At 36.6% G+C, this 20,126-nt stretch carries 19 protein-coding genes; 18 read left to right on the top strand and 1 reads right to left on the bottom strand.

Annotated elements, in window-relative coordinates; translation table 11 throughout:
- Positions 1–24: 24 nt before the first annotated feature.
- The 10 genes from HCJ45_RS09820 to HCJ45_RS09775 all read left to right on the top strand — a co-directional run bounded on the left by HCJ45_RS09820 (position 25) and on the right by HCJ45_RS09775 (position 12,604).
- The gene (locus HCJ45_RS09820) at positions 25–1,347 is read left to right on the top strand and encodes an ABC transporter substrate-binding protein (RefSeq protein WP_187124680.1); all 1,323 of its coding nucleotides are present in this window, start codon (positions 25–27) and stop codon (positions 1,345–1,347) included.
- Positions 1,344–2,222, top strand: a complete 879-nt coding sequence (locus tag HCJ45_RS09815; protein WP_187124679.1) for a carbohydrate ABC transporter permease — start codon at positions 1,344–1,346, stop codon at positions 2,220–2,222. Before HCJ45_RS09820 ends, HCJ45_RS09815 begins: the two co-directional genes overlap by 4 nt.
- Positions 2,209–3,042: a carbohydrate ABC transporter permease gene (locus HCJ45_RS09810; protein WP_185348510.1), complete on the top strand. Its 834-nt coding sequence runs from the start codon at positions 2,209–2,211 to the stop codon at positions 3,040–3,042. Before HCJ45_RS09815 ends, HCJ45_RS09810 begins: the two co-directional genes overlap by 14 nt.
- A gap of 15 nt (positions 3,043–3,057) precedes the next feature.
- Positions 3,058–4,590, top strand: a complete 1,533-nt coding sequence (locus HCJ45_RS09805) for an alpha-glucosidase (RefSeq protein ID WP_187124678.1) — start codon at positions 3,058–3,060, stop codon at positions 4,588–4,590.
- 1 nt (position 4,591) lies between these two features.
- Positions 4,592–5,506 carry a DUF1861 family protein gene (locus tag HCJ45_RS09800; RefSeq protein WP_187124677.1) on the top strand — a complete coding sequence of 305 codons (915 nt, stop codon included), beginning with the start codon at positions 4,592–4,594 and terminating at the stop codon, positions 5,504–5,506.
- Positions 5,507–5,527: 21 nt separating this feature from the next.
- Positions 5,528–6,595: a BtaManbiosPhlase gene (locus tag HCJ45_RS09795; RefSeq protein WP_187124676.1), complete on the top strand. Its 1,068-nt coding sequence runs from the start codon at positions 5,528–5,530 to the stop codon at positions 6,593–6,595.
- A complete protein-coding gene (locus HCJ45_RS09790; protein ID WP_187124675.1) occupies positions 6,592–8,265 on the top strand; it encodes a phospho-sugar mutase in 1,674 nt (557 codons plus the stop codon). Before HCJ45_RS09795 ends, HCJ45_RS09790 begins: the two co-directional genes overlap by 4 nt.
- Positions 8,266–8,725: 460 nt before the next feature.
- Entirely contained in the window at positions 8,726–10,270 is a 1,545-nt protein-coding gene (gene cshA, locus HCJ45_RS09785) for a degradosome RNA helicase CshA (protein ID WP_187124674.1), read from the top strand.
- Positions 10,271–10,526: 256 nt separating this feature from the next.
- On the top strand, positions 10,527–11,015 hold the full coding sequence (locus HCJ45_RS09780) for a QueT transporter family protein (protein ID WP_187124673.1): 489 nt from the start codon (positions 10,527–10,529) through the stop codon (positions 11,013–11,015).
- 194 nt (positions 11,016–11,209) lie between these two features.
- On the top strand, positions 11,210–12,604 hold the full coding sequence (locus HCJ45_RS09775; RefSeq protein WP_187124672.1) for a collagen binding domain-containing protein: 1,395 nt from the start codon (positions 11,210–11,212) through the stop codon (positions 12,602–12,604).
- Positions 12,605–12,647: 43 nt separating this feature from the next.
- Here the strand turns inward: HCJ45_RS09775 and HCJ45_RS09770 are convergent, their stop codons facing one another.
- The gene (locus HCJ45_RS09770) at positions 12,648–13,124 is read right to left on the bottom strand and encodes a hypothetical protein (protein WP_187124671.1); all 477 of its coding nucleotides are present in this window, start codon (positions 13,122–13,124) and stop codon (positions 12,648–12,650) included.
- A gap of 146 nt (positions 13,125–13,270) precedes the next feature.
- Here HCJ45_RS09770 and HCJ45_RS09765 point away from each other — a divergent pair, with 146 nt between their 5' ends.
- The 8 genes from HCJ45_RS09765 to HCJ45_RS09730 all read left to right on the top strand — a co-directional run bounded on the left by HCJ45_RS09765 (position 13,271) and on the right by HCJ45_RS09730 (position 20,121).
- On the top strand, positions 13,271–13,753 hold the full coding sequence (locus HCJ45_RS09765; protein WP_187124670.1) for a PH domain-containing protein: 483 nt from the start codon (positions 13,271–13,273) through the stop codon (positions 13,751–13,753).
- Positions 13,746–15,224, top strand: a complete 1,479-nt coding sequence (locus HCJ45_RS09760) for a PH domain-containing protein (RefSeq protein ID WP_187124669.1) — start codon at positions 13,746–13,748, stop codon at positions 15,222–15,224. The genes HCJ45_RS09765 and HCJ45_RS09760 overlap by 8 nt, the downstream gene beginning before the upstream one ends.
- A gap of 125 nt (positions 15,225–15,349) precedes the next feature.
- Complete coding sequence (gene hemG, locus HCJ45_RS09755) at positions 15,350–16,729, top strand: protoporphyrinogen oxidase (RefSeq protein ID WP_187124668.1); 1,380 nt, start codon at positions 15,350–15,352, stop codon at positions 16,727–16,729.
- Between the two features lies 1 nt (position 16,730).
- Entirely contained in the window at positions 16,731–17,087 is a 357-nt protein-coding gene (gene acpS / locus HCJ45_RS09750; RefSeq protein WP_185380960.1) for a holo-ACP synthase, read from the top strand.
- A gap of 17 nt (positions 17,088–17,104) precedes the next feature.
- Positions 17,105–18,211 carry an alanine racemase gene (gene alr, locus HCJ45_RS09745; RefSeq protein ID WP_187124667.1) on the top strand — a complete coding sequence of 369 codons (1,107 nt, stop codon included), beginning with the start codon at positions 17,105–17,107 and terminating at the stop codon, positions 18,209–18,211.
- Positions 18,212–18,416: 205 nt separating this feature from the next.
- Positions 18,417–18,695, top strand: coding sequence for a CopG family ribbon-helix-helix protein (locus tag HCJ45_RS09740; RefSeq protein ID WP_003766128.1), 279 nt, complete (start codon positions 18,417–18,419; stop codon positions 18,693–18,695).
- A gap of 3 nt (positions 18,696–18,698) precedes the next feature.
- On the top strand, positions 18,699–19,046 hold the full coding sequence (locus tag HCJ45_RS09735; RefSeq protein WP_010990666.1) for a type II toxin-antitoxin system PemK/MazF family toxin: 348 nt from the start codon (positions 18,699–18,701) through the stop codon (positions 19,044–19,046).
- 238 nt (positions 19,047–19,284) lie between these two features.
- Positions 19,285–20,121, top strand: a complete 837-nt coding sequence (locus HCJ45_RS09730; RefSeq protein WP_187124666.1) for an RsbT co-antagonist protein RsbRA — start codon at positions 19,285–19,287, stop codon at positions 20,119–20,121.
- Positions 20,122–20,126 lie beyond the last annotated feature (5 nt).

Here is a 20,126-nt window from a genome sequence, read left to right as displayed (position 1 = left end):
AGTGGAATTAGGAGGATTATTGATATGAAGATTAGAAAAATTGCTTATGCAGCTCTTAGTATTGCAGTTGTTGGTTCCTTGCTAACAGCTTGTGGCGGTGCGGATGGTAAAAGTAGTGATGATAGTGGGAAAACAAAAGTAACATTTTGGGCTGCTCCAAATCCAACACAAGTAAAATATTGGGATGAAATGGCTAAAGCTTATGAAAAAGAAAATCCAGATGTAACCATTGAAGTTAGCCAAATGAAAGAAAGTCCATCTTCTGAAGCAACTATTCAATCAGCTATTGCCTCTAAAACGGCACCAACAATGTCTGAAAATATCAATCGTAGTTTCGCAGCGCAATTAGCAGATAGTAAAGCAATTGTTCCTTTAAATGATGTAAAGGGACTCGATAAAGTGGTAGATGAAAGAAATATGACCGAAACAATGGATTCATGGAAGTTCTCTGATGGCAACCAGTATGTGTTACCAATTTATTCTAATCCAATACTATTTGCTTGGCGTTTAGATACGCTTAAAGAACTTGGTTATAATGCTGCACCAAAAACATATAGTGAAGCGCTTGAGGTTGGTAAGAAACTAAAAGCAAAATATCCAGATAAAGTTCTTTGGGCAAAAGGTGATTTATCCGATCCAACCGCTTGGATGCGTTGGTTCGATTTCTTCCCACTATATGATGCAGCATCTAAAGGAAATGCATTTGTAGAAGATGGAAAATTAGTTGCAGATGATAAGGCTGGTACGGAACTGCTTACTTTTATGTCGGAATTACAAAAAAACAAATTACTTCTTTCTAGTAAAGCAACAGATCCATTTGAAACAGGTACAAGTATTATGGCAGACAATGGCCCATGGACTTTCCCAAATTGGGACGAAAAATTTCCTGAGTTGAAATACAATGAGAACTACACAATAAGCGCTCCTTTAGTACCTGATAACATGGCGGATGAAGAAAATATTGCTACATATGCCGATTCTAAAGGCGTAGTTATGTATGCGGAGGCAACAGATAAAGAAAAAGAAGCGGCAATGGATTTCTTGGAATTTGTATATAGTGATGATGAAAATGATTTGAAATTCTTAGAAACAACCAACTTAATTCCAGCTCGTGATGATGCAACAGAAAATGATGCATTTGCAGCTTTCTTTAAAGAAAATCCAGAATTAGAAGTTTACGCAGCAAATGTACCACATAGCATTCCAGCAATGGATGATGCTAAATATAATGATATTCAACAAATAATTGGTGAACAAGCATGGAACCCAATTGTTCGTGGCGAGAAAAAACCTGCAAAAGCTTGGTCAGATATGAAGAAAGCTGAGGACGGGGTGCTTCAAGAATGAAGCGGCGAAATAACAAATTGGGCTGGTCATTTACCAGCCCGTATCTCATATTCACAGCGATATTTTTCTTAGTACCGCTCGTTTGGTCCATTTGGTTATCCGTTACTGATTGGAATATGATGAGTCCGGATATCCATTTTGTTGGTTTAGATAATTTTGTTAAAGCATTTACAAGTCCAGCAGTTCAAGCAGCCTTTTTTGTGACATATAAGTTTTTAATTGTTTTTGTACCAATGGCTTTGATTATTTCAATGGTTGTCGCTGTTTTAGTTAATGGGCTTCCGAAATTCAAAGGGCTTTATTTAGTTGCTTTCTTTCTGCCGTATTTATCGTCGGGTGTTGTAACTTCTTTAATTGTACAAGGACTACTTTCATATAATAGTGCATTAAATGTCTTTTTGCGTAATCAATTTGGCTGGGATATTGATTGGTTGGGAACTCCAATGTCTGCGCTAGTAATTATTTCACTTATGATTGCTTGGAAAATGTCTGGGTATTATGCACTTATTTTAATTTCTGGGCTAGCGAGTATAAACCATGAAATTTATGAGGCGGCTGCAATGGATGGTTCTGGTCGATTTAAAACTTTTTGGAAAGTTACTGTACCAATGCTTTATCCTGCCTTATTTACTGTCATTGTACTTGCGGTAGGTGTTAGTTTTGGTATTTTCACTGAGGTGTATCAATTAACTGGTGGTGGGCCAAACTTTGCTACCAATACATGGCAAATGGAAATTTTTAACCAAGCATTTGTTAATTTAAATTCAGGTTATGCATCGGCTATTTCGCTTATAGCTGCAACTGTAACATTTGCATCGATTGGTGTTATTAAGAAAATGCTTGAGAAATGGGGTCAACGAAATGGTTGGACATAATAGTAAAGCAGGTAAAATTGTTCGTTATATCTTAACAACTTTACTAATGTTAGTCATGATTTATCCATTTATTTATCTTGTGTTGAACTCATTTGCAGCTTGGGATCAAGTGGACAAAAAATTAATTCCCACTGAATTTACAATGCGTTCATGGGATTGGTTATTTGGTAATTCAGTTGTAGCAGCGCCAGCACCATGGATTCATGCGTTTATCAATACAATTATCGTATCAACAATTGCCACTGGGCTTATGTTGTTATTTGGATTAATGGTTGGTTATGCATTGGCAAAAGTAGATTTTAAAGGAAAAAAACTAGTTAATAATGCCATTTTATTTCAGATGTTTTTTCCAGCAATTATTTTGCTTATTCCGCAGTTCTTAATGATTACGGATATGGGGCTGTTAGATACGTATGCCGGGATGATTATTCCGACAATGCTTAGTTTATGGGCAGTATTTATGTATACTAACTTTTTTAAAGCTATTCCAGATACATTAATTGAAGCAGCAAAACTGGATGGGGCGAGTGATTTAAAGATTTTATTTCGGGTCGTTTTACCAATGTCAAAATCAATTACAACCGTTATCTTTTTGTTCTTGTTTACGGACAGATGGACCAATTTACTTTGGGATATGTTAGTAACGAAAAGCGATAGCACAGTAACGTTAAATGTATTGATTTCACAAATGTTTGGACCATATGCTACTTATCCAGGTCCAATGTATGCGGCTTCTGTACTACTAACGCTTCCTTTGATTATTCTTTTCCTATTCTTCTCGAAGAAATTCCAAGAAGGAATGCAATTTACTTTGAAATAGAAGGAGTGACTTGGCTTGGAGTTTTGGCGAGGCAGCGTTTTTTATGAAATTTATATGAAATCTTTTCAGGATAGTAATGGTGATGGCTTAGGTGACTTTAAAGGACTGACAAATCGGCTTGATTATTTAGCGGAATTGGGGATAGACGGTATATGGTTAACACCGTTTTATCCTTCGCCGCAAGTTGATAATGGCTACGATGTTTCGGATTACTGCGAAATTAATCCTGATTATGGTAATATGGACGATTTTCGTGAGTTTATGAGGGAAGCTGCGAAACGCGATATTAAAGTCATTATTGATTTAGTTTTAAATCATTCCTCCACTGAACATGCTTGGTTTCGAGAATCACGTCGTAGTAAAACTAATTCTAAGCGGGATTATTATATTTGGCGTGAGAAGCCGAATAATTGGGAATCTTTTTTTGGAGGAACAGCTTGGGAATTTGACGAAGAAACAAAGGAATATTATTATCATAGTTTTGCGAAAGAGCAGGCAGATTTAAATTGGGCCAATCCGTTAGTTCAAAAAGAAATGGAAAATGTGTTAGCTTTTTGGCTAAATGAAGGAGTCGCTGGATTTAGATTGGATGTTATTAATAATTTGACTTTGGTTTTGGAATTTCCTGATAACCCGGTAGAAAATGGTGAGATGAAACATCTATATGACCGCAATCAATCAGGATTAAAAGATGTTTTAGAACAAATTTCTAGGTTTTGTAAAAAAGACCAAGATGTTTTTCTAGTAGGGGAAATTAGCTCGGATGATTTAACTGAAATCGCTAGCTATAGTTCGAAAAAAATGTTAGACGTTACTTTTAATTTTAATTTTGGTAGTGTGGAAAAAGTGGATGCTGCATCGATCTTTTCTACATTAAATGCAATGGAAATGGCATTATCAGACGGACAATGGCCAACTCTTTTTTTCGGAAGTCATGATATGAGTAGATTTACAACACGACTTGCTGATGGGGATTTATTAAAAACAAAACTTTTGGCTTTCTTAATGTTAACAGCAAAAGGCGTACCGTTTATTTATTATGGTGAAGAAATGGGAATGCCAGACCTTACTTTTACATCAGTGGAAGAGATGCGTGATATTCAAGGGGTTTCTGCATATTATCAAGCGCTGGAGGGGGATTTGAACCCAGAATGTGCCTTAGAAATCGCCATTCAAAAAACACGAGATAAAGCACGAGGGCCGATGGTATTTCCTGATAAAAAAGCATTTTCGGATGGTGAACCTTGGATTAAATCAGCGAGCTTACCGGAGAAGGAAGCTAAATCAATGTGGACATTTTATCAAGCATTATTGGCTTTTCGAAAAACAACGGACTTTAAAAAAGAAGAATATACATCTTTAAAATTAGCTGGTGAGTTACTAAGCTATAGACGTGGTGAATTTCTGTTTTTACTTCATTTTGGAGAGGGCTTTGTGGACTTTTCACTGGAAGAAAAAGCAACCCTTGTTTTTGGTGAAGCAAATATTTCTGAAACAAAAATTAAGATGGGACCATATGCTGGAATCGCGCTTAGAGTGGAGGGTTAAAATGAAACAAATTCAAACATTATTAAAAGAATATCGTGAACAAAATGTATCAGGTGGCATATCACTTTCGTTGGAGGGCGTATTAGATAAAGACGTTTACAACATTACAGCGCCATTTAATTGGTTAGGGAAAGTATATATCGCAGGTCGAGTAGAGCGACGTGATAGTGAATTAGCAGAAATCCGTTTTTTTGAAAAAACAGTAGATAATCATTTTCGACTAGTAGAAAATACAGCCGTTTTAGCGTTACAAGATCCATTTATTACTTTTGTACAGGGAGAATTAATACTAGGAGGCGTCGAAGTATTTCCAAAAGAAACAGATTCGACCAAATTAGACTGGCGAACCAATTTGTACCGGGTAGAGTCTCTAAATAAAGTTGGAAAAATTCTTTCTGGTCCGGTTGGTATGAAAGATTTACGAATCAAAGAACTAGCTGATCGGCGAATTCTGGTTTTAACTAGACCACAAGGCGATAAAGGCGGACGTGGGAAAATTGGCGCAACAGTCATTAACAATTTGTCTGAATTAACCAACGAAAAAATTGCCACAGCACCTCTTCTAAGACGGAATTTTGCTGGAGAAGAATGGGGTGGCGGGAACGAGATTCATTTACTTGAAAATGGTAAAGTGGGCGTTCTTGGACATATTGCCTGTTTTGATGAGGCGGGTGATCGTCATTATTATTCCCTTAGCTTTCAATTAAATGAAGACTTTACAGAAATCGAACAAGAAAAAATTATTGCGGAACGAGCGGATTTTGCACCAAGTGAGCCGAAAAGACCTGATTTAGCGGACGTTGTGTTTAGTGGAGGCCTAATTAGAAAATCAGATGGTTATGCAGAACTTTATGCAGGGATAGGCGATGCAAATGCACAAAAAATCATCATTCCAGATCCATTTAAAAATAACTAATAGTAGGAGTTTTGTAGACAAATGAATATTTATCGTTATGAAGAAAACCCATTAATTACACCACTAGACGTAAAGCCTATTCATAAAGGATTTGAAGTAATCGGCGCGTTTAATGGAGGAGTTGCTAAATACAATGACGAAGTGCTTTTACTGCTTCGTGTTGCCGAAAAACCAGTTAGTGAAGATCCAGAAGTAGTACTTGCACCTGTTTATAATGTAAAAGAACAAAAATTAGAGTTGGAATCATTTCGTTTAGACGATGAAAATTATGACTTTGAAGATCCGCGAATGATTCGTCATAAAGCAAAATTAGATGGCTTTTCTTATTTGACTTCGCTTTCTTATATTCGAATTGCACGTAGTAAAGATGGGCATCATTTTACATTAGATGAAAAACCATTTTTATATCCATTTAATGAATATCAAACATTCGGAATTGAAGATGCGCGTGTGACACAAATAGGTGATACATATCACGTGAATTTCAGCGCAGTATCTGAGTTTGGTGTAGCAGATGCACTTATTACAACAAAAGACTTTGAAAATTTAACATATCAAGGAAATATTTTTGCACCTGAAAATAAAGATGTGCTTATTTTTCCAGAAAAGATAGATGGGAAATATTATGCACTTCATCGCCCGAGTTTAAAAAGTATTGGTAATTTAGATATTTGGATTGCTTCATCGCCTGATTTACGTAGTTTTGGCGATCACCGCCATTTACTTGGTATTCGTCCAGGAGAATATGATAGTGGTCGTGTTGGTGGCGGCTGTGTACCTATTAAAACAGAAGAAGGTTGGCTAATTTTATATCACGGAGCAACAGAAGAAAATCGTTATGTTATGGGAGCAGCACTGCTTGATTTAGAAGATCCAACAATTGTGCTAAAACGAACGGCAACACCAATTCTTGAACCAGAAGCAGAATATGAAAAAAATGGCTTTTTTGGAGATGTTGTGTTTGCTTGTGGTGCAATACAAGAAGGCGATATACTGCATATGTATTATGGAGTAGCTGATACATCTATGGCAGGGTGTGATTTGAAAATAAGTGATATTTTACATCAGTTAGAAGTGGAAAATAAATGACTTGGCAAAACTATTTGAAAGATTGGCATAATGCGGATTTATCAGATGAATGGAAAGCCGAATTAAAGCAAGTAGAAACTGAATGGGAGCGATTTGATGGTTACTTATCGTTTGGAACTGGTGGTATGCGTGGCAAGATGGGGATTGGTTCCAAGCGAATAAATATTTTTACGATTAGAAGGGTAGCAAGAGCTCTTGGTGAATATGTTGTAGTTAATAATGGAGCGAAAATGGGTGTTGCAATCGCATTTGACTCTAGAAATAATTCGCAACTTTTTGCAATGGAAACCGCAAAAGTGCTTTCTGCTATGGATATTTGTGTCTATCTTTCGGATGCGATTCGCCCTACACCAGCATTATCATTTTGTGTGCGTGAGAAAAAAGCTTTTGCAGGAGTGGTCATTACCGCAAGCCACAATCCCTCCATTTATAATGGGTTTAAAGTCTATGATAAAAATGGCTGTCAAATAACATTAGGCACTGCACAAGAAATAGCTGGATTTCTAAAAAAAGTTAAAAATATGTTTACTATTCCGATTCGCGAACTTCCCAATTTATTCGTAACATCGTTTGGAAAAGAAATGGATGATGCTTATTTAAACGCCCTAACCTCCGTTGTTTTTCGCCGCGAATTATTAGTGACTCATGGCAAGGAATTAAACATTTGTTATACACCGCTTCATGGTGCTGGGAGAGAACTTGTTATGCGGGGTTTGACTGAAAATGGATTGGACCATGTTTCGATTGTTCCAGAACAAAGGGAGCCAGACGGAAACTTTTCTACTGTAATTTCACCAAACCCAGAAGAACCAAATAGTTTTGAACTTGCTAAAAAACTAGCAAAGAACAGCAAAGCAGATATTATCCTAGCAACAGATCCGGATGCTGACCGGCTTGGAGTGGCTGTTTTAACTAAAAGCGGTGATTACCAAATTTTAACTGGAAATCAATTAGGGGCATTGCTTCTTGATTATATTTTAGCTGCAAAACCGAACATTACATCAGAACATACGATGATTAATACGATTGTCACTGGTGATTTGGGTGGGGAAATTGCATCTAGTTACGGCATCCGCCACATCCAAACGCTAACAGGGTTTAAATTTATTGGCGAAAAAATAGCAGAGTTGGAACAGGAAGACATACCATTTATTTTTGGCTATGAAGAAAGTTATGGTTATTTAATTGCCCCATTTGTTCGCGATAAAGATGCGATTCAAGCAGCGTTACTTGTTGCAGAAATGGCACTGTATAATAAAAAACAAGGTAGTACATTACTTAGAAAATTAACGAGTTTATATGAAAAATATGGCTATCATAAAGAATTACTGCATACAATTACACTGGAAAACGATACTGGTCAAGCTAAAATGAACCAAGTAATGGAAACGTTACGTAAGCACCCACTGTTTATTCTGGAAATAAGTCAGGTGGAAGATTTCCAATTAAGCGAACGAGTTAATCTTATAAACAATGAAGTAACGCCGATTCATTTGCCAAAAGAAAATGTTTTAAAATTCTATTTAAAAAACAATTCCTGGTTTGCAATTCGGCCATCAGGAACAGAACCAAAATGTAAGATTTATTTTCAAAGCATTGGGGAAACAGAAGCAATTGCTATAGAAACAATGAATAATTTAAAAAAAGCAGTGTTGGCTTTATGGAATTAATGAATAGCTGGAAATCATATTTACTTGATTTCCGGCTATTTCCAACCAAAAAAGCAGCCAAAAAAACGAAAATTCACCGATAAGCGTACATTTGAAAAAGAAAATAGTTTTTTATTCGATAATACAGGGCAAAGATAAGCTTTTAACATTGAAAAGAAATAGTTAGTATGTTATGATGATAGATGGAAGTTTATTAGGTTTTATTTAGCCTAGTGATTAATGAGGGCTTTTTTATTTGATGCGTTAGAACTGCTATAGTGGCAGAGAAAATTTCTGATGCCGTGAATCATTTTGCTTGGTGCGCCCAGGCTTTTCTATTGCAGAAAAATGAAAATGAAAGATAGCAGTTTTCATAAAAACAACTGCAAATGAACAGACAAACAATCGTAATAAGCGTATTGTGATGAATTATAAAAGTAGCTCTCCTACCAAACTTTAAACAGGTAAAGGAGAAATGACATTGACAAAATTTTCGGAGTTCGGACTGGACGAAAAAATTGTAAAATCAGTAAATCGGATGGGGTTTGAAGAAGCAACGCCAATCCAAGAAAAAACAATTCCACTAGGACTAGCAGGTAAAGACTTAATCGGACAAGCACAAACAGGTACTGGTAAAACAGCCGCTTTTGGTCTACCAATGATCCACAAAATTGATCAAAAAAATAATAACGTACAAGCTTTAATTATCGCTCCGACACGGGAACTGGCAATCCAAGTTTCAGAAGAGCTTTATAAACTTAGCTATGATAAACATGTACGTGTGCTAGCGGTTTACGGTGGTAGTGATATTAGCCGTCAAATCCGTTCACTTAAGAAAAATCCGCAAATCGTAGTTGGTACGCCAGGACGTATTTTGGATCATATTAACCGTCGCACACTGAAACTAGACAACGTGGAAACACTTGTACTAGATGAAGCAGACGAAATGCTAAACATGGGCTTCATTGATGATATTGAAACGATTCTAAAAGAAGTACCAGCAGAACGTCAAACATTACTATTTTCTGCAACAATGCCTGATCCAATTCGCCGTATTGGTGAACGTTTCATGCACAGCCCAGAACTTATTCGCATTAAAGCAAAAGAAATGACTGCACTATTAATTGAGCAATTCTTCGTAAAAGTGCATGAAAAAGAAAAATTTGACGTATTATCTCGTTTATTAGACGTACAAGCACCAGAACTTGCAATTGTTTTTGGCCGTACAAAACGTCGTGTAGATGAATTATCTCGTGCGCTTGATATGCGTGGTTATGTAGCTGAGGGAATCCACGGCGACTTAACACAAGCAAAACGTATGAGCGTATTACGCAAATTTAAAGAAGGAAAAATTGATGTTCTAGTTGCGACAGATGTAGCAGCACGTGGACTTGATATTTCCGGCGTAACTCACGTATATAACTATGACATTCCTCAAGATCCAGAAAGCTATGTTCACCGTATTGGTCGTACTGGTCGTGCTGGTAAAGAAGGTATGGCAATTACATTCGTACAACCTCGTGAAATGGGTTACCTGCGTATCGTAGAAGAAACTACGAAAAAACGTATGCAACCACTTCAAGCTCCTACTTGGGATGAAGCTTTTGCAGGTCAATTACGAGTAGCAACAGAAAAAATTCAAGAAGCAATTACGGAAGAAAATCTTGCTGATTATAAAACGTTTGCAAATGAATTATTAGAAAAATATGATGCAACAGACATCGCAGCAGCAATGCTTAAAATGTTAGCAAAAGAACCAGATAAAACACCAGTTCATATTACCGAAGAACGCCCATTACCATCTCGTGGTGGCGGTGGCTACAAAGGTAAAAATGGCAAAGGCGGCAAAGGTGGCGGCTATCGCGGTGGAAGCGGTAAAGGCGGAAGCTACCGTGATCGTAACAACAGCGGTAAAGGTCGTCGTAGTGGCGGTGGTTCTGGCTCTGGCAATCGTGATCGTCGTGGAAATGGCGAACAACGTAGCGGTGGCGGAAACAAAGGCAACTACACTCAAAAATCTAAATAAAATCAAAACTGGGCTGTCGATTTATTCGATAGCCCAGTTTTTTTGATTATTGCCGTCCATATGACTTGTTTGGAGTGTCCACAAATAATGTAAGACAAATTTTTCTTCGTTATTATTGATGTTAGATAGTTTTTATAATACTCATCCAGCCATTTACATTACAACTCATTTATGAGAAAATAGCATGTTGGCAAATTTTACTGCCACACGTGGTTCATTCATACCATCCCACGTAAAAAAACTAGGAGGAATAATAATGAAAATGAAAATATTAACGGTGAATGCCATTATTGCTGCACTTTATGTGGTGCTCGGTATGGTTGTTGCACCAATTGGTTTTATGGCACTACAATTTCGTTTGCCAGAAATTTTTAACCATCTGATTGTTTTTAATAAAAAGTATTTTTGGGGAATTATTGTTGGCGTGTTTATTACTAACTTATTCTTTTCTGGCTTAGGTTGGATTGATTTAGTATTTGGTGTAGCGCAATCAGCTATTTCCCTGTTACTAATGATTGGAATTTCTAAATATGTCAAAGGAATTATCCCACGAATGATTATTAACACGATACTTTTCTCAGTAACAATGGCAATTATTGCTTGGGAGTTAGTAATCGTCTTTGATTTACCATTCTTCCTTACATGGGCAACAACCGCTTTAAGTGAATTTATTGTCATGGGTATTGGTATTCCGCTTATGTATCTTTTAAATAAACGTCTCCACTTCAAAAAAATGATTAATTAAACTATTAATTAGCTTCGTTTTTTATATTTAGTAGAATTAGTTCAAGAAGGAACAAATAAAGTGGGGGAATAAAATAAGACAGACGCCAGAAAACAATTTCTGGCGTTTTTTTATGATTTTAAATAGTGGTAAAGTTTACAAATTAGCTGATTTGGGAACTGTACAGATAGATGTTTTAAGGGGGAATGAAACAAATGAATAAGAAGTGGTTGATTTTTGCACTTGTTTTTTTATTGACGACACTATTTTTTGTACCAAAAGCAGAAGCAGCGACAGATTACGGGAGCAGTTTTTTTACTAAAGTTGCACTACAAAATCAAAATGGGGAAGATACAACTAACTTCAAAGAAAACTCTAAAGTTCGAGTTGTGTATGATTTTGTGATTACAGAACCAGTAGCTAGCGGTGAAACGATGACGTTAACTATACCTGAACAACTCAAATTAATAAATTTTGGTGGATTTCCTGTCAATGATGCGAATGGAAATACCATTGCAAATGCAACGGTAGATTCAACAACAGGAACAATAACTTTAACTTTTACAGATTATGTTAATACACATACAGATTTAAGTGGCAGCCTATTTTACAATGCTACATTTAATAACCAAAAAATTCAAACAGATCAAATTAACCAAATTTTATTTCCAGTAAATAATACTACACAACTTTGGGATACTTATATTGGTAAAGTAACTACTGGTGGTGGAACAGGCTCTCCAACAGTTGTTTTTAAACAAGGCCGGATGGACGACAAAGATACTAGTATTTTGCACTGGACTGTTACTTTAAACAATGCCCTTTTACAAGTGGATAATGCTATTTATACAGATACACTTGGCACTGGACAAAATTTGCTTGGTAAAGCGACGATAAAATATCGGGATGCAAATAAAAAGGTGATTTCAACAACTCAGCAAGAAATTTCACTAGATAGTAATCGGAATTTCCGCTTAACAATTGGAACGCTCGCCAATCAATCGGTGGTCATTACGTATGATAGTAAAATAACCAACAAACAAAAGAGTTATACTAATAAAGCAACCCTCGCAGGAGATAATTTAGAAGCAGTTTCCAGAAATGCCAGTGTGATTGATTACGGAAGCGGTGGACAAGGAGTAGGAACACCGCCGCCACCACAACCACCTGTAAAAGAAGAACCTCCATTTATTCCAGCTGAAAAACAACCAATTGAACGTGTAGTCGAAACAGACTTTGGTCCATTAGAGATAGTAAAAAATTCAGAAGAAAATGGTAAAATAAAAGTCATTTATAAAGTCAAAAGTGGAGATACTTTACCAGGAGTTGCTAAAAAATTTGAAGTAACCGTTGCGGAAATCAAAGACTGGAATAATCTTTCTTCCGATAATTTACAAGTAAATCAAAAATTGCAATTAACGATTGAGAAATCATTACTAACGAGTATTACTACACCAATTACTCCAAAAGTAACCAATGTAACGAAAATTAATAGTGAAGTTAAGACAACGGAGACATTACCACATACAGGAGATACTAGTACTTTACTAACACTTCTAACTGGTTTAGGCTCCGTTTTCTTTAGTATTTTATTTCTACGTAAAAATTAAAAAAAGGGCGGCGCTAGTTACATGAGCGTCGCCTTTTTCATTATTATAAAAGATAGCCTTTTTTTCGATGTGTAAAGTTTTCATTGTTAGATTTATGATGGATTTTTTTTGAATTCTTTTCTGGTTTTTCCGGTAGGTTAATCGTGATTGTCTTACTATTGGTATTTTGGTCAGCCGTTTTTGCAGTGATTGTAATTAAATTATTTCCAGGTTCTAAATTTGCAATCACGAATTGATGGTATTTAGTAGGATCAGTAATTTTTTTTGTGTAGTTATTAGTTGTGATAGTAATAATCGCCTTTTCTTCTGTTTCAAACATAAATTCAACACGGTTTTTAGTAACTTCGAAATAGGGGTTTTGGATAGAATAAGTTAGAAATAATTCCATTAATTCACTGGAAGTTTGTGATGTGTGTGTTACTGTAGTGGATTCTGTATGCGCTTGGGCTATTTTTGGGAGCCAGCTAAGCGTTGCAGACAGAAGCATTACTATAAGTATTAATTGCATCTTTTTCTTCATTATTTTCCCCCCTTAACTATAGTATAAAAAATAAATGTGAATAAAGTATGAATAATGCTCATAAAAAAATATTTATTTAATTTTAAGGAAGTCCTTCCCATTTATTGATTATTAACGTAAGATAAAAAGAAAAAAGGAGTAGAGCAATGGAACTTGAAAATTTAGAAAAAAAACTACCAGAAAAAATTAAAACTGTCTGGCGGCAAACAGAGGGAATTGCTGTCTTTTCCTTTCTGCTTTGTTCGGCTGTAGCAGCTGTGATTTTTTATTATACAGATATTTCACTATGGTGGAGCATGATTGGATTTGGTTTTACTTTGTTGTATGCAATTTTTGTCTACGGGTTTATTATTCCGTTTCGTTTTGCGAGGTGGAGTTATCAAATTAAACCAGATGAAATGGAAATTCAACATGGTATCATTTTTCGAAGTCGGGTATTAATTCCGATGGTACGCATTCAACATGTAGAAACAGGACAAGGACCACTACTTAGAAGACAAAAGCTTGTTTCACTATCGATCACGACAGCGGCAAAAACGCATGTGATTGAAGCGGTAAATGAAGCAGAATCAGATGAACTAAGACATCATATTTTGGAACTTGTGAAGGTGGCGAAAGAAGATGTTTGAAGAAAGGCGCCTTCATCCAATAGCATTAATGAAAGAAATGATTACAAATATCAGGAGAAATATCGTTCCCATTGTAGTTGCATTATTTTCTATTTTTAGAGGGATTGAAAGTACTGGATATTTACCAAGCTGGGGGATTTATTTTATTACCGTCCTGGTAGTTTTGCTTATTTTAACACCAGCTGTGTTGAAATATATTACCTACAAATATACTTTAGAAGACCAAGGCATTCGGATTAAGTATGGTTTGATCTTTAGGAAGAATACATATATCCCTTACGAACGCATCCAAACTGTACAAAAGAAACAATGGTTTTTCTTTATTCCATTTAATGTGTGTCAAATTCTAATTGAGACTGCAGGCGGAAATGGAAAAGCAGAAGCCGATTTAGTAGCTGTTCCAGTGAGTGTAGTAGAGGAATTAAATACGCTAAGAGATGGCAAAAAACAAGCAATAAAAGAAGCTATTGTGGAAGAAGAACAGACTACCGAAAAAATAACGGAAGCTCCAGAAAAAACCGTAATGCTTGAAACTAAACAATTAATCTTAATGGCAGTAACTTCTGGTGGGGTATTTGGAACACTATTAATTGTGCTTGCCTTTATGCAACAATTTCGCGAAGTCATTCCCACTGACTGGATGGAATCGCAAGCAGAAGAGCTTTGGAAAATGGGTATTATTGTAATGATTATTTTAATTGTTGTGATTTTGCTAGTTCTATGGGGAATATCAATCGTTATGACACTTTTCAAATATTTCCAATTCAAACTTATGAAATTTTCCGATTCACTAGTTGTCGAAAAAGGACTTTTAGAACGAAATCATACAACCATCTCACTTGCCCGTATCCAGGGAATTATCATTGTAGAGTCCCCACTTCGTCAAATGCTCGGATTAGTAGCTGTAAAAGTGGTCACTGCCGGAAATTCAGGAGACGAAAAGAAATCAGGCGATATTTTACTTTTACCAATCATGAAAAAAGATCTAGCATTCCAAACTTTAAGCGAAATGCTACCAAATTATTTATTTGATACGGAAAAAATGGAACGTGCTCCAAAAGCAAGTTTGCGTCGATTTTTGCAGATTTACTTAGTTTGGACAGTCATTCCAGCAATCATTGCGAGCATTTTATTTTTCCCGCTCGGACTTATTAGTGTGCTATTGCCGATTTTAGCAGGAATGAAAGCAATCGCAAGTTACCGTGCAACAGGTGTCGCTTCAGATAAACATACTTTAATTGTTCAAGCGCGCCCAGTTATTTCCAAATTAACCTATGTGATGCGAAAAGAGCGAATTCAAGGCTTAAGCATAAGACAGAGTATTTGGATGGAAAAAGGAAGCACACGCCACTTAAATGTTTGGCTAAAATCAGGAAGTGCAAGTGCGGAAGCCTATGTTCGTTATTTAAATAAGGAACAAGCAATCAAGGTATACAACTGGTATAGTCCCGCAAAGACCATTAATAAATAATAATAAGAACATCCTTTGATGAAAAGTAGCTTCTTTTTGCCAAAGGATGTTCTATTATTTTTGTCGTAATTGCGGTAAAATAGAGAGAATAAAGCAAGTTTAGTAGAGAGAGGATTGGTTACGTAGTGAAACATATTGTAATTATCGGAGGCGGCTTATCGGGGCTTGCAGCAGCTTATGAACTACAAAAAACACATCCGAATTATACATGGGAATTAGTAGAAAAAGAAGAGAAGTTAGGCGGGAAATTTGAAACAGTAAAACGAGATGGTTTTTTAATTGAAAAAGGACCAGATTCGTTTTTAGCGAGAAAGCCAGCTGGTGTTGAATTGGTTAGTGAACTAGGATTAGATAACCAATTAATTGCGAATGCGACAGGGCGTTCTTACATTTACCATCAAAATGCACTTCATCCAATTCCAGAAGGCTCTGTGATGGGCATTCCAACGAATAAACAAGCACTACTTGCAAGTACACTTATTTCTGAAGTAGGGAAAGCTCGAGCCTTACAAGAGCCAACCATCCCTGCAAATACAACCAAAGCAGACCAATCGATTGGTGATTTTTTTGAAGTGCGATTTGGAAAAGAATTAGTAAAAACGCTTATAGAGCCACTTTTATCTGGAATTTATGCAGGTGATATTTATAAAATGAGCTTACGTGCTACTTTTCCACAATTTGAAGAAGCGGTTGCAAAGCACGGTAGTTTAATGGATGGTTTGCAGAAGGGACAGCTGAACACGACTGGAACTAAAGCAACGATTGGCGCATTTAGAACACTTTCAGGTGGATTAGCTATGTTGCCAAAAGCCGTTGAACAAGCGCTGCCAAAGAAAAATTTGCACACAAAAAAACAAGCAACACAAATATTGAAAAAGGGTAGTTCCTATGAAATTACTTTTGAAGATGGCGATAAAATGACAGCAGATGGCATAATTATCGCTGATACTCATGACACTTTAATTGATTTATTAGCAGAAACAACAACTAGTCCTTTTGCGAATCAACCACTTACAACGCTTGCTACTGTTTCGTTGGCATACGATGAAAGTGATGTGCCGATTTTGCCAGATGGAACGGGGTATTTAGTTGCCAGAACAGCGCCATATAAGACCACTGCTTGTACATGGGTGCAAAAAAAATGGCCACACATGGTCCCTGAAAATAAAATGTTACTGCGAGGTTTTGTTGGTAAAGCAGGAGAATCTTGGTTGGAAGAAGCAAGTGACGAAGCAATTGTTTCGGCAGTTTTAAAAGATTATGCAGAAATGATGGATATTCAGTCTGCCCCGCTTTTTTATGAGGTGAGCCGAATGAAGTCAGCGATGCCACAGTACCTAGTAACACATCAGCAGCGATTAAAACAACTAAAAGAAAATATAACAACAGATTATCCTGGAATTTATTTTGCGGGAATGAGTTATCAGGGTGTAGGCATTCCTGATTGTATTGCTGGTGCAAGAACTGCTGCAAACAACCTAACAGATTTTTTGAAAGAGGTGTAAGATGATTAAAGGGATTGGGCTAGATATGATTGATTTAGCACGCGTCAAACAAGTTTTAGAAAAAAATCCTCGTTTTATTGAACGGATTTTAACAAAAAAAGAAATTAGTCAATTTGAAAAATATGAAGGTAGCCGTAAAATTGAATTTTTAGCAGGTCGATTTGCTGCCAAAGAGGCATATGCCAAGGCGAACGGAACAGGTTTCGGAAAACATTTAAGCTTTACAGATGTGGAAATTTTGCAAGTAGAAGATGGCAGACCTCATGTGACAATGCCAACCCATTCAGGTGAAACTGTGTTTGTGAGCATTACCCATACTGCGAGATCAGCTGCGGCCCAAGTAATTATTGAAGTATAGAAAGGAATGTGTAGACTATGGTAACAGGCTGGCATCGTCCAACATGGATTGAAGTTGATCGTGCAGCAATACGCGAAAATATTCAAAATGAACAAAAAAGACTTCCAGAAAACGTAGCAGTCTGGGCAGTTGTTAAAGCAAATGCCTATGGTCATGGAATTATCGAAGTGGCAAAAACAGCTAAAGAAGCAGGGGCAAAAGGTTTTTGTGTAGCTATTTTGGATGAAGCACTTGCGTTAAGAGAAGCAGGGTTTAAAGATGATTTTATTTTAGTCCTAGGTGCGACAAGAAAAGAAGATGTAAATCTAGCAGCACGCAATGATATTTCATTAACGATTTTTAGAGAAGACTGGTTAACAGGTGTGGATCCCGAACTGCCACTAAAAGTTCATTTGAAAATAGATAGTGGAATGGGGCGTTTGGGTATTCGAGAGGCGGAAGAAGCTGCACGAATGGAAGCGGAAATCGCTCAGAATACGAACTTGATTTTAGAAGGAGTATATACTCATTTTGCTACAGCGGATCAATTAGAAACTAGTTATTTTGAACAACAATTAGCAAAATTTCATTCTATATTAAGTGGTTTAAAAGCGCGACCAACATATGTCCATACGGCAAATTCGGCGGCTTCTTTATTACAATCTCAGGTAGGATTTGATGCAATACGTTTTGGCATTTCCATGTATGGTTTAACACCATCCATTGAAGTGAAAACAAGTTTACCTTTTAAATTAAAACCAGCACTCGCACTATATACTGAGATAGTACATGTGAAAGAACTTTCTCCTGGTGATAGCGTGAGTTACGGGGCAACCTATACCGCAACTGAAAAAGAATGGGTGGCAACACTACCAATCGGGTATGCAGATGGGCTTATTCGCCATTATAGTGGATTTCAAGTACTGATAGCAGGAAAAAAAGTTCCTATAATAGGTCGGGTGTGTATGGATCAAATAATTATAAAACTACCATATAAATTTCAAACTGGTACAAAAGTAACGATAATTGGTACTGAACAAGAAAAAACAGTTACAGCCGATGATGCAGCTGAATATTTAGACACAATTAATTATGAAGTTACTTGTATGTTAACCGAGCGAATCCCTAGAAAATACATCAATTAGAAGGTGTTATTCGTGCTTTTTTTTAGGGAAAAGTTTATAATCTAAGGTATAAAACTTTATTGCTATATCTAGGTCTTAAGTAATGCTATTAGGTCGATATACGATAATCTTAATAAGTAAATACTAAATAACTCTTTTCTTCATGGCTTGATAATGGTACGATATAGTTGTTACTTACAGGTACGAGGCTTTGGGGGTGTGACAGGTGTTAGAGAAAGAAAAGCGGACGATAATATCCGTAGAACTGACACAGGAAATGGTACAGGAACTCGACGTAGTTGTAGAAAAAGAAAAAATGGGGCGGAGTGAAGTTATAATGGAAGCAACGCAACAATTTTTGCAAGAGAAAAGGGCACGTGAATTAAGAGACGAGATGGAACGCGGCTATGCGGAAATGGCAACTATTAATTTTGCTATCGCATGCGAGTGTACCCATGTCGAAGCAGAAGCAGAAGACAGGAATATTAGTATTTTAGGAGGTTAATGGCTGATGGTGAAGCGTGGTGACGTATACTACGCGGACCTTTCCCCCGTGGTCGGAAGCGAGCAAGGGGGAATAAGGCCTGTTCTCATCATTCAAAATGATATTGGTAATAGATTCAGTCCAACAGTGATTGTCGCAGCGATAACCGCAAAGATACAAAAAGCGAAGTTGCCAACACATGTGGAAGCTACTCGTAAAGATGGCTTTGAAAGAGATTCTGTCATTCTTTTAGAACAAATTAGAACAATTGACAAACAACGCCTGACAGATAAGATTACGCATTTGGACGAGGAACTAATGGCCAAGGTAAATCAGGCGCTAGAAGTCAGTCTTGGAGTAGTAGAATTCTAAACAAACCCTAAAAAACATAACATAGAATGATGAATACAGGGCAAAAAAGTCCGACGTAGAAGAATACCAAATACATAATGAATTACTTTGCTAACTTGAAAGACATCAGAAACCTACAATCAATGCGGATGATTAATTCCACACTAAAGTTGTTTCTAATGTCTTTTTTTGAAAAGTAGTTGATCAAATCGCAGAAAAAAGAGAGATTTTAAAGGGGAGAAAGGTTGGAAAATATCCAATGTATAAAGATTTTGCAAACTTCATCCGTGCCAATAAAGCAGACTTATTAAATAATTGGATGAATGAAATGGAGAAACAATCGGACCAATTAATTAACAACATCGCAAATGAACCAATGTATGAAGAAACAAGCAAGGAATTTGTTAATTTGATTGTTTCGAATATAACAGAAAATGGTTCTAAGTTTAATGAAAAGTTAGATGATTTTGCAGAGAAAGTAGTACATCTAGGTTGGCCAATCCATTTTGTCACCACAGGCCTTCGTGTTTTCGGGCTTTTAGTATATACAGCTATGAGAGATGAGGATTTATTTTTAAAAAGAGAAGAAAAACCAGAAGATGACGCCTATTATCGCTTTGAAACATGGCTTTCCTCCATGTATAACAAAGTGGTTACTGCCTACGCGGACACGTGGGAAAAAACAGTTTCTATCCAAAAAAGTGCTTTACAGGAATTATCGGCACCACTTTTGCCAATATTTGAAAAAATTTCTGTAATGCCTCTAATTGGAACGATTGACACAGAAAGAGCTAAGTTAATCATCGAAAACTTACTAATAGGCGTTGTAAAAAATCGGTCAGAAGTGGTATTGATTGATATTACGGGAGTTCCAGTAGTGGACACGATGGTTGCGCATCATATCATTCAGGCTTCGGAAGCAGTTAGACTTGTCGGCTGCCAGGCAATGCTTGTAGGTATTAGACCAGAAATAGCGCAAACTATAGTTAACCTAGGAATTGAATTAGATCAAATAATCACGACCAACACAATGAAAAAAGGCATGGAGCGAGCGCTTGCCTTGACGAACAGAGAGATAGTAGAAAAAGAGGGGTGAATACT

The sequence above is a fragment of the Listeria immobilis genome (assembly GCF_014322845.1).
Taxonomy (GTDB): Bacteria; Bacillota; Bacilli; order Lactobacillales; family Listeriaceae; genus Listeria; species Listeria immobilis.
Note: the sequence above shows the minus strand (reverse complement) of the source record. Positions and strands in the feature narration are given on the sequence as shown.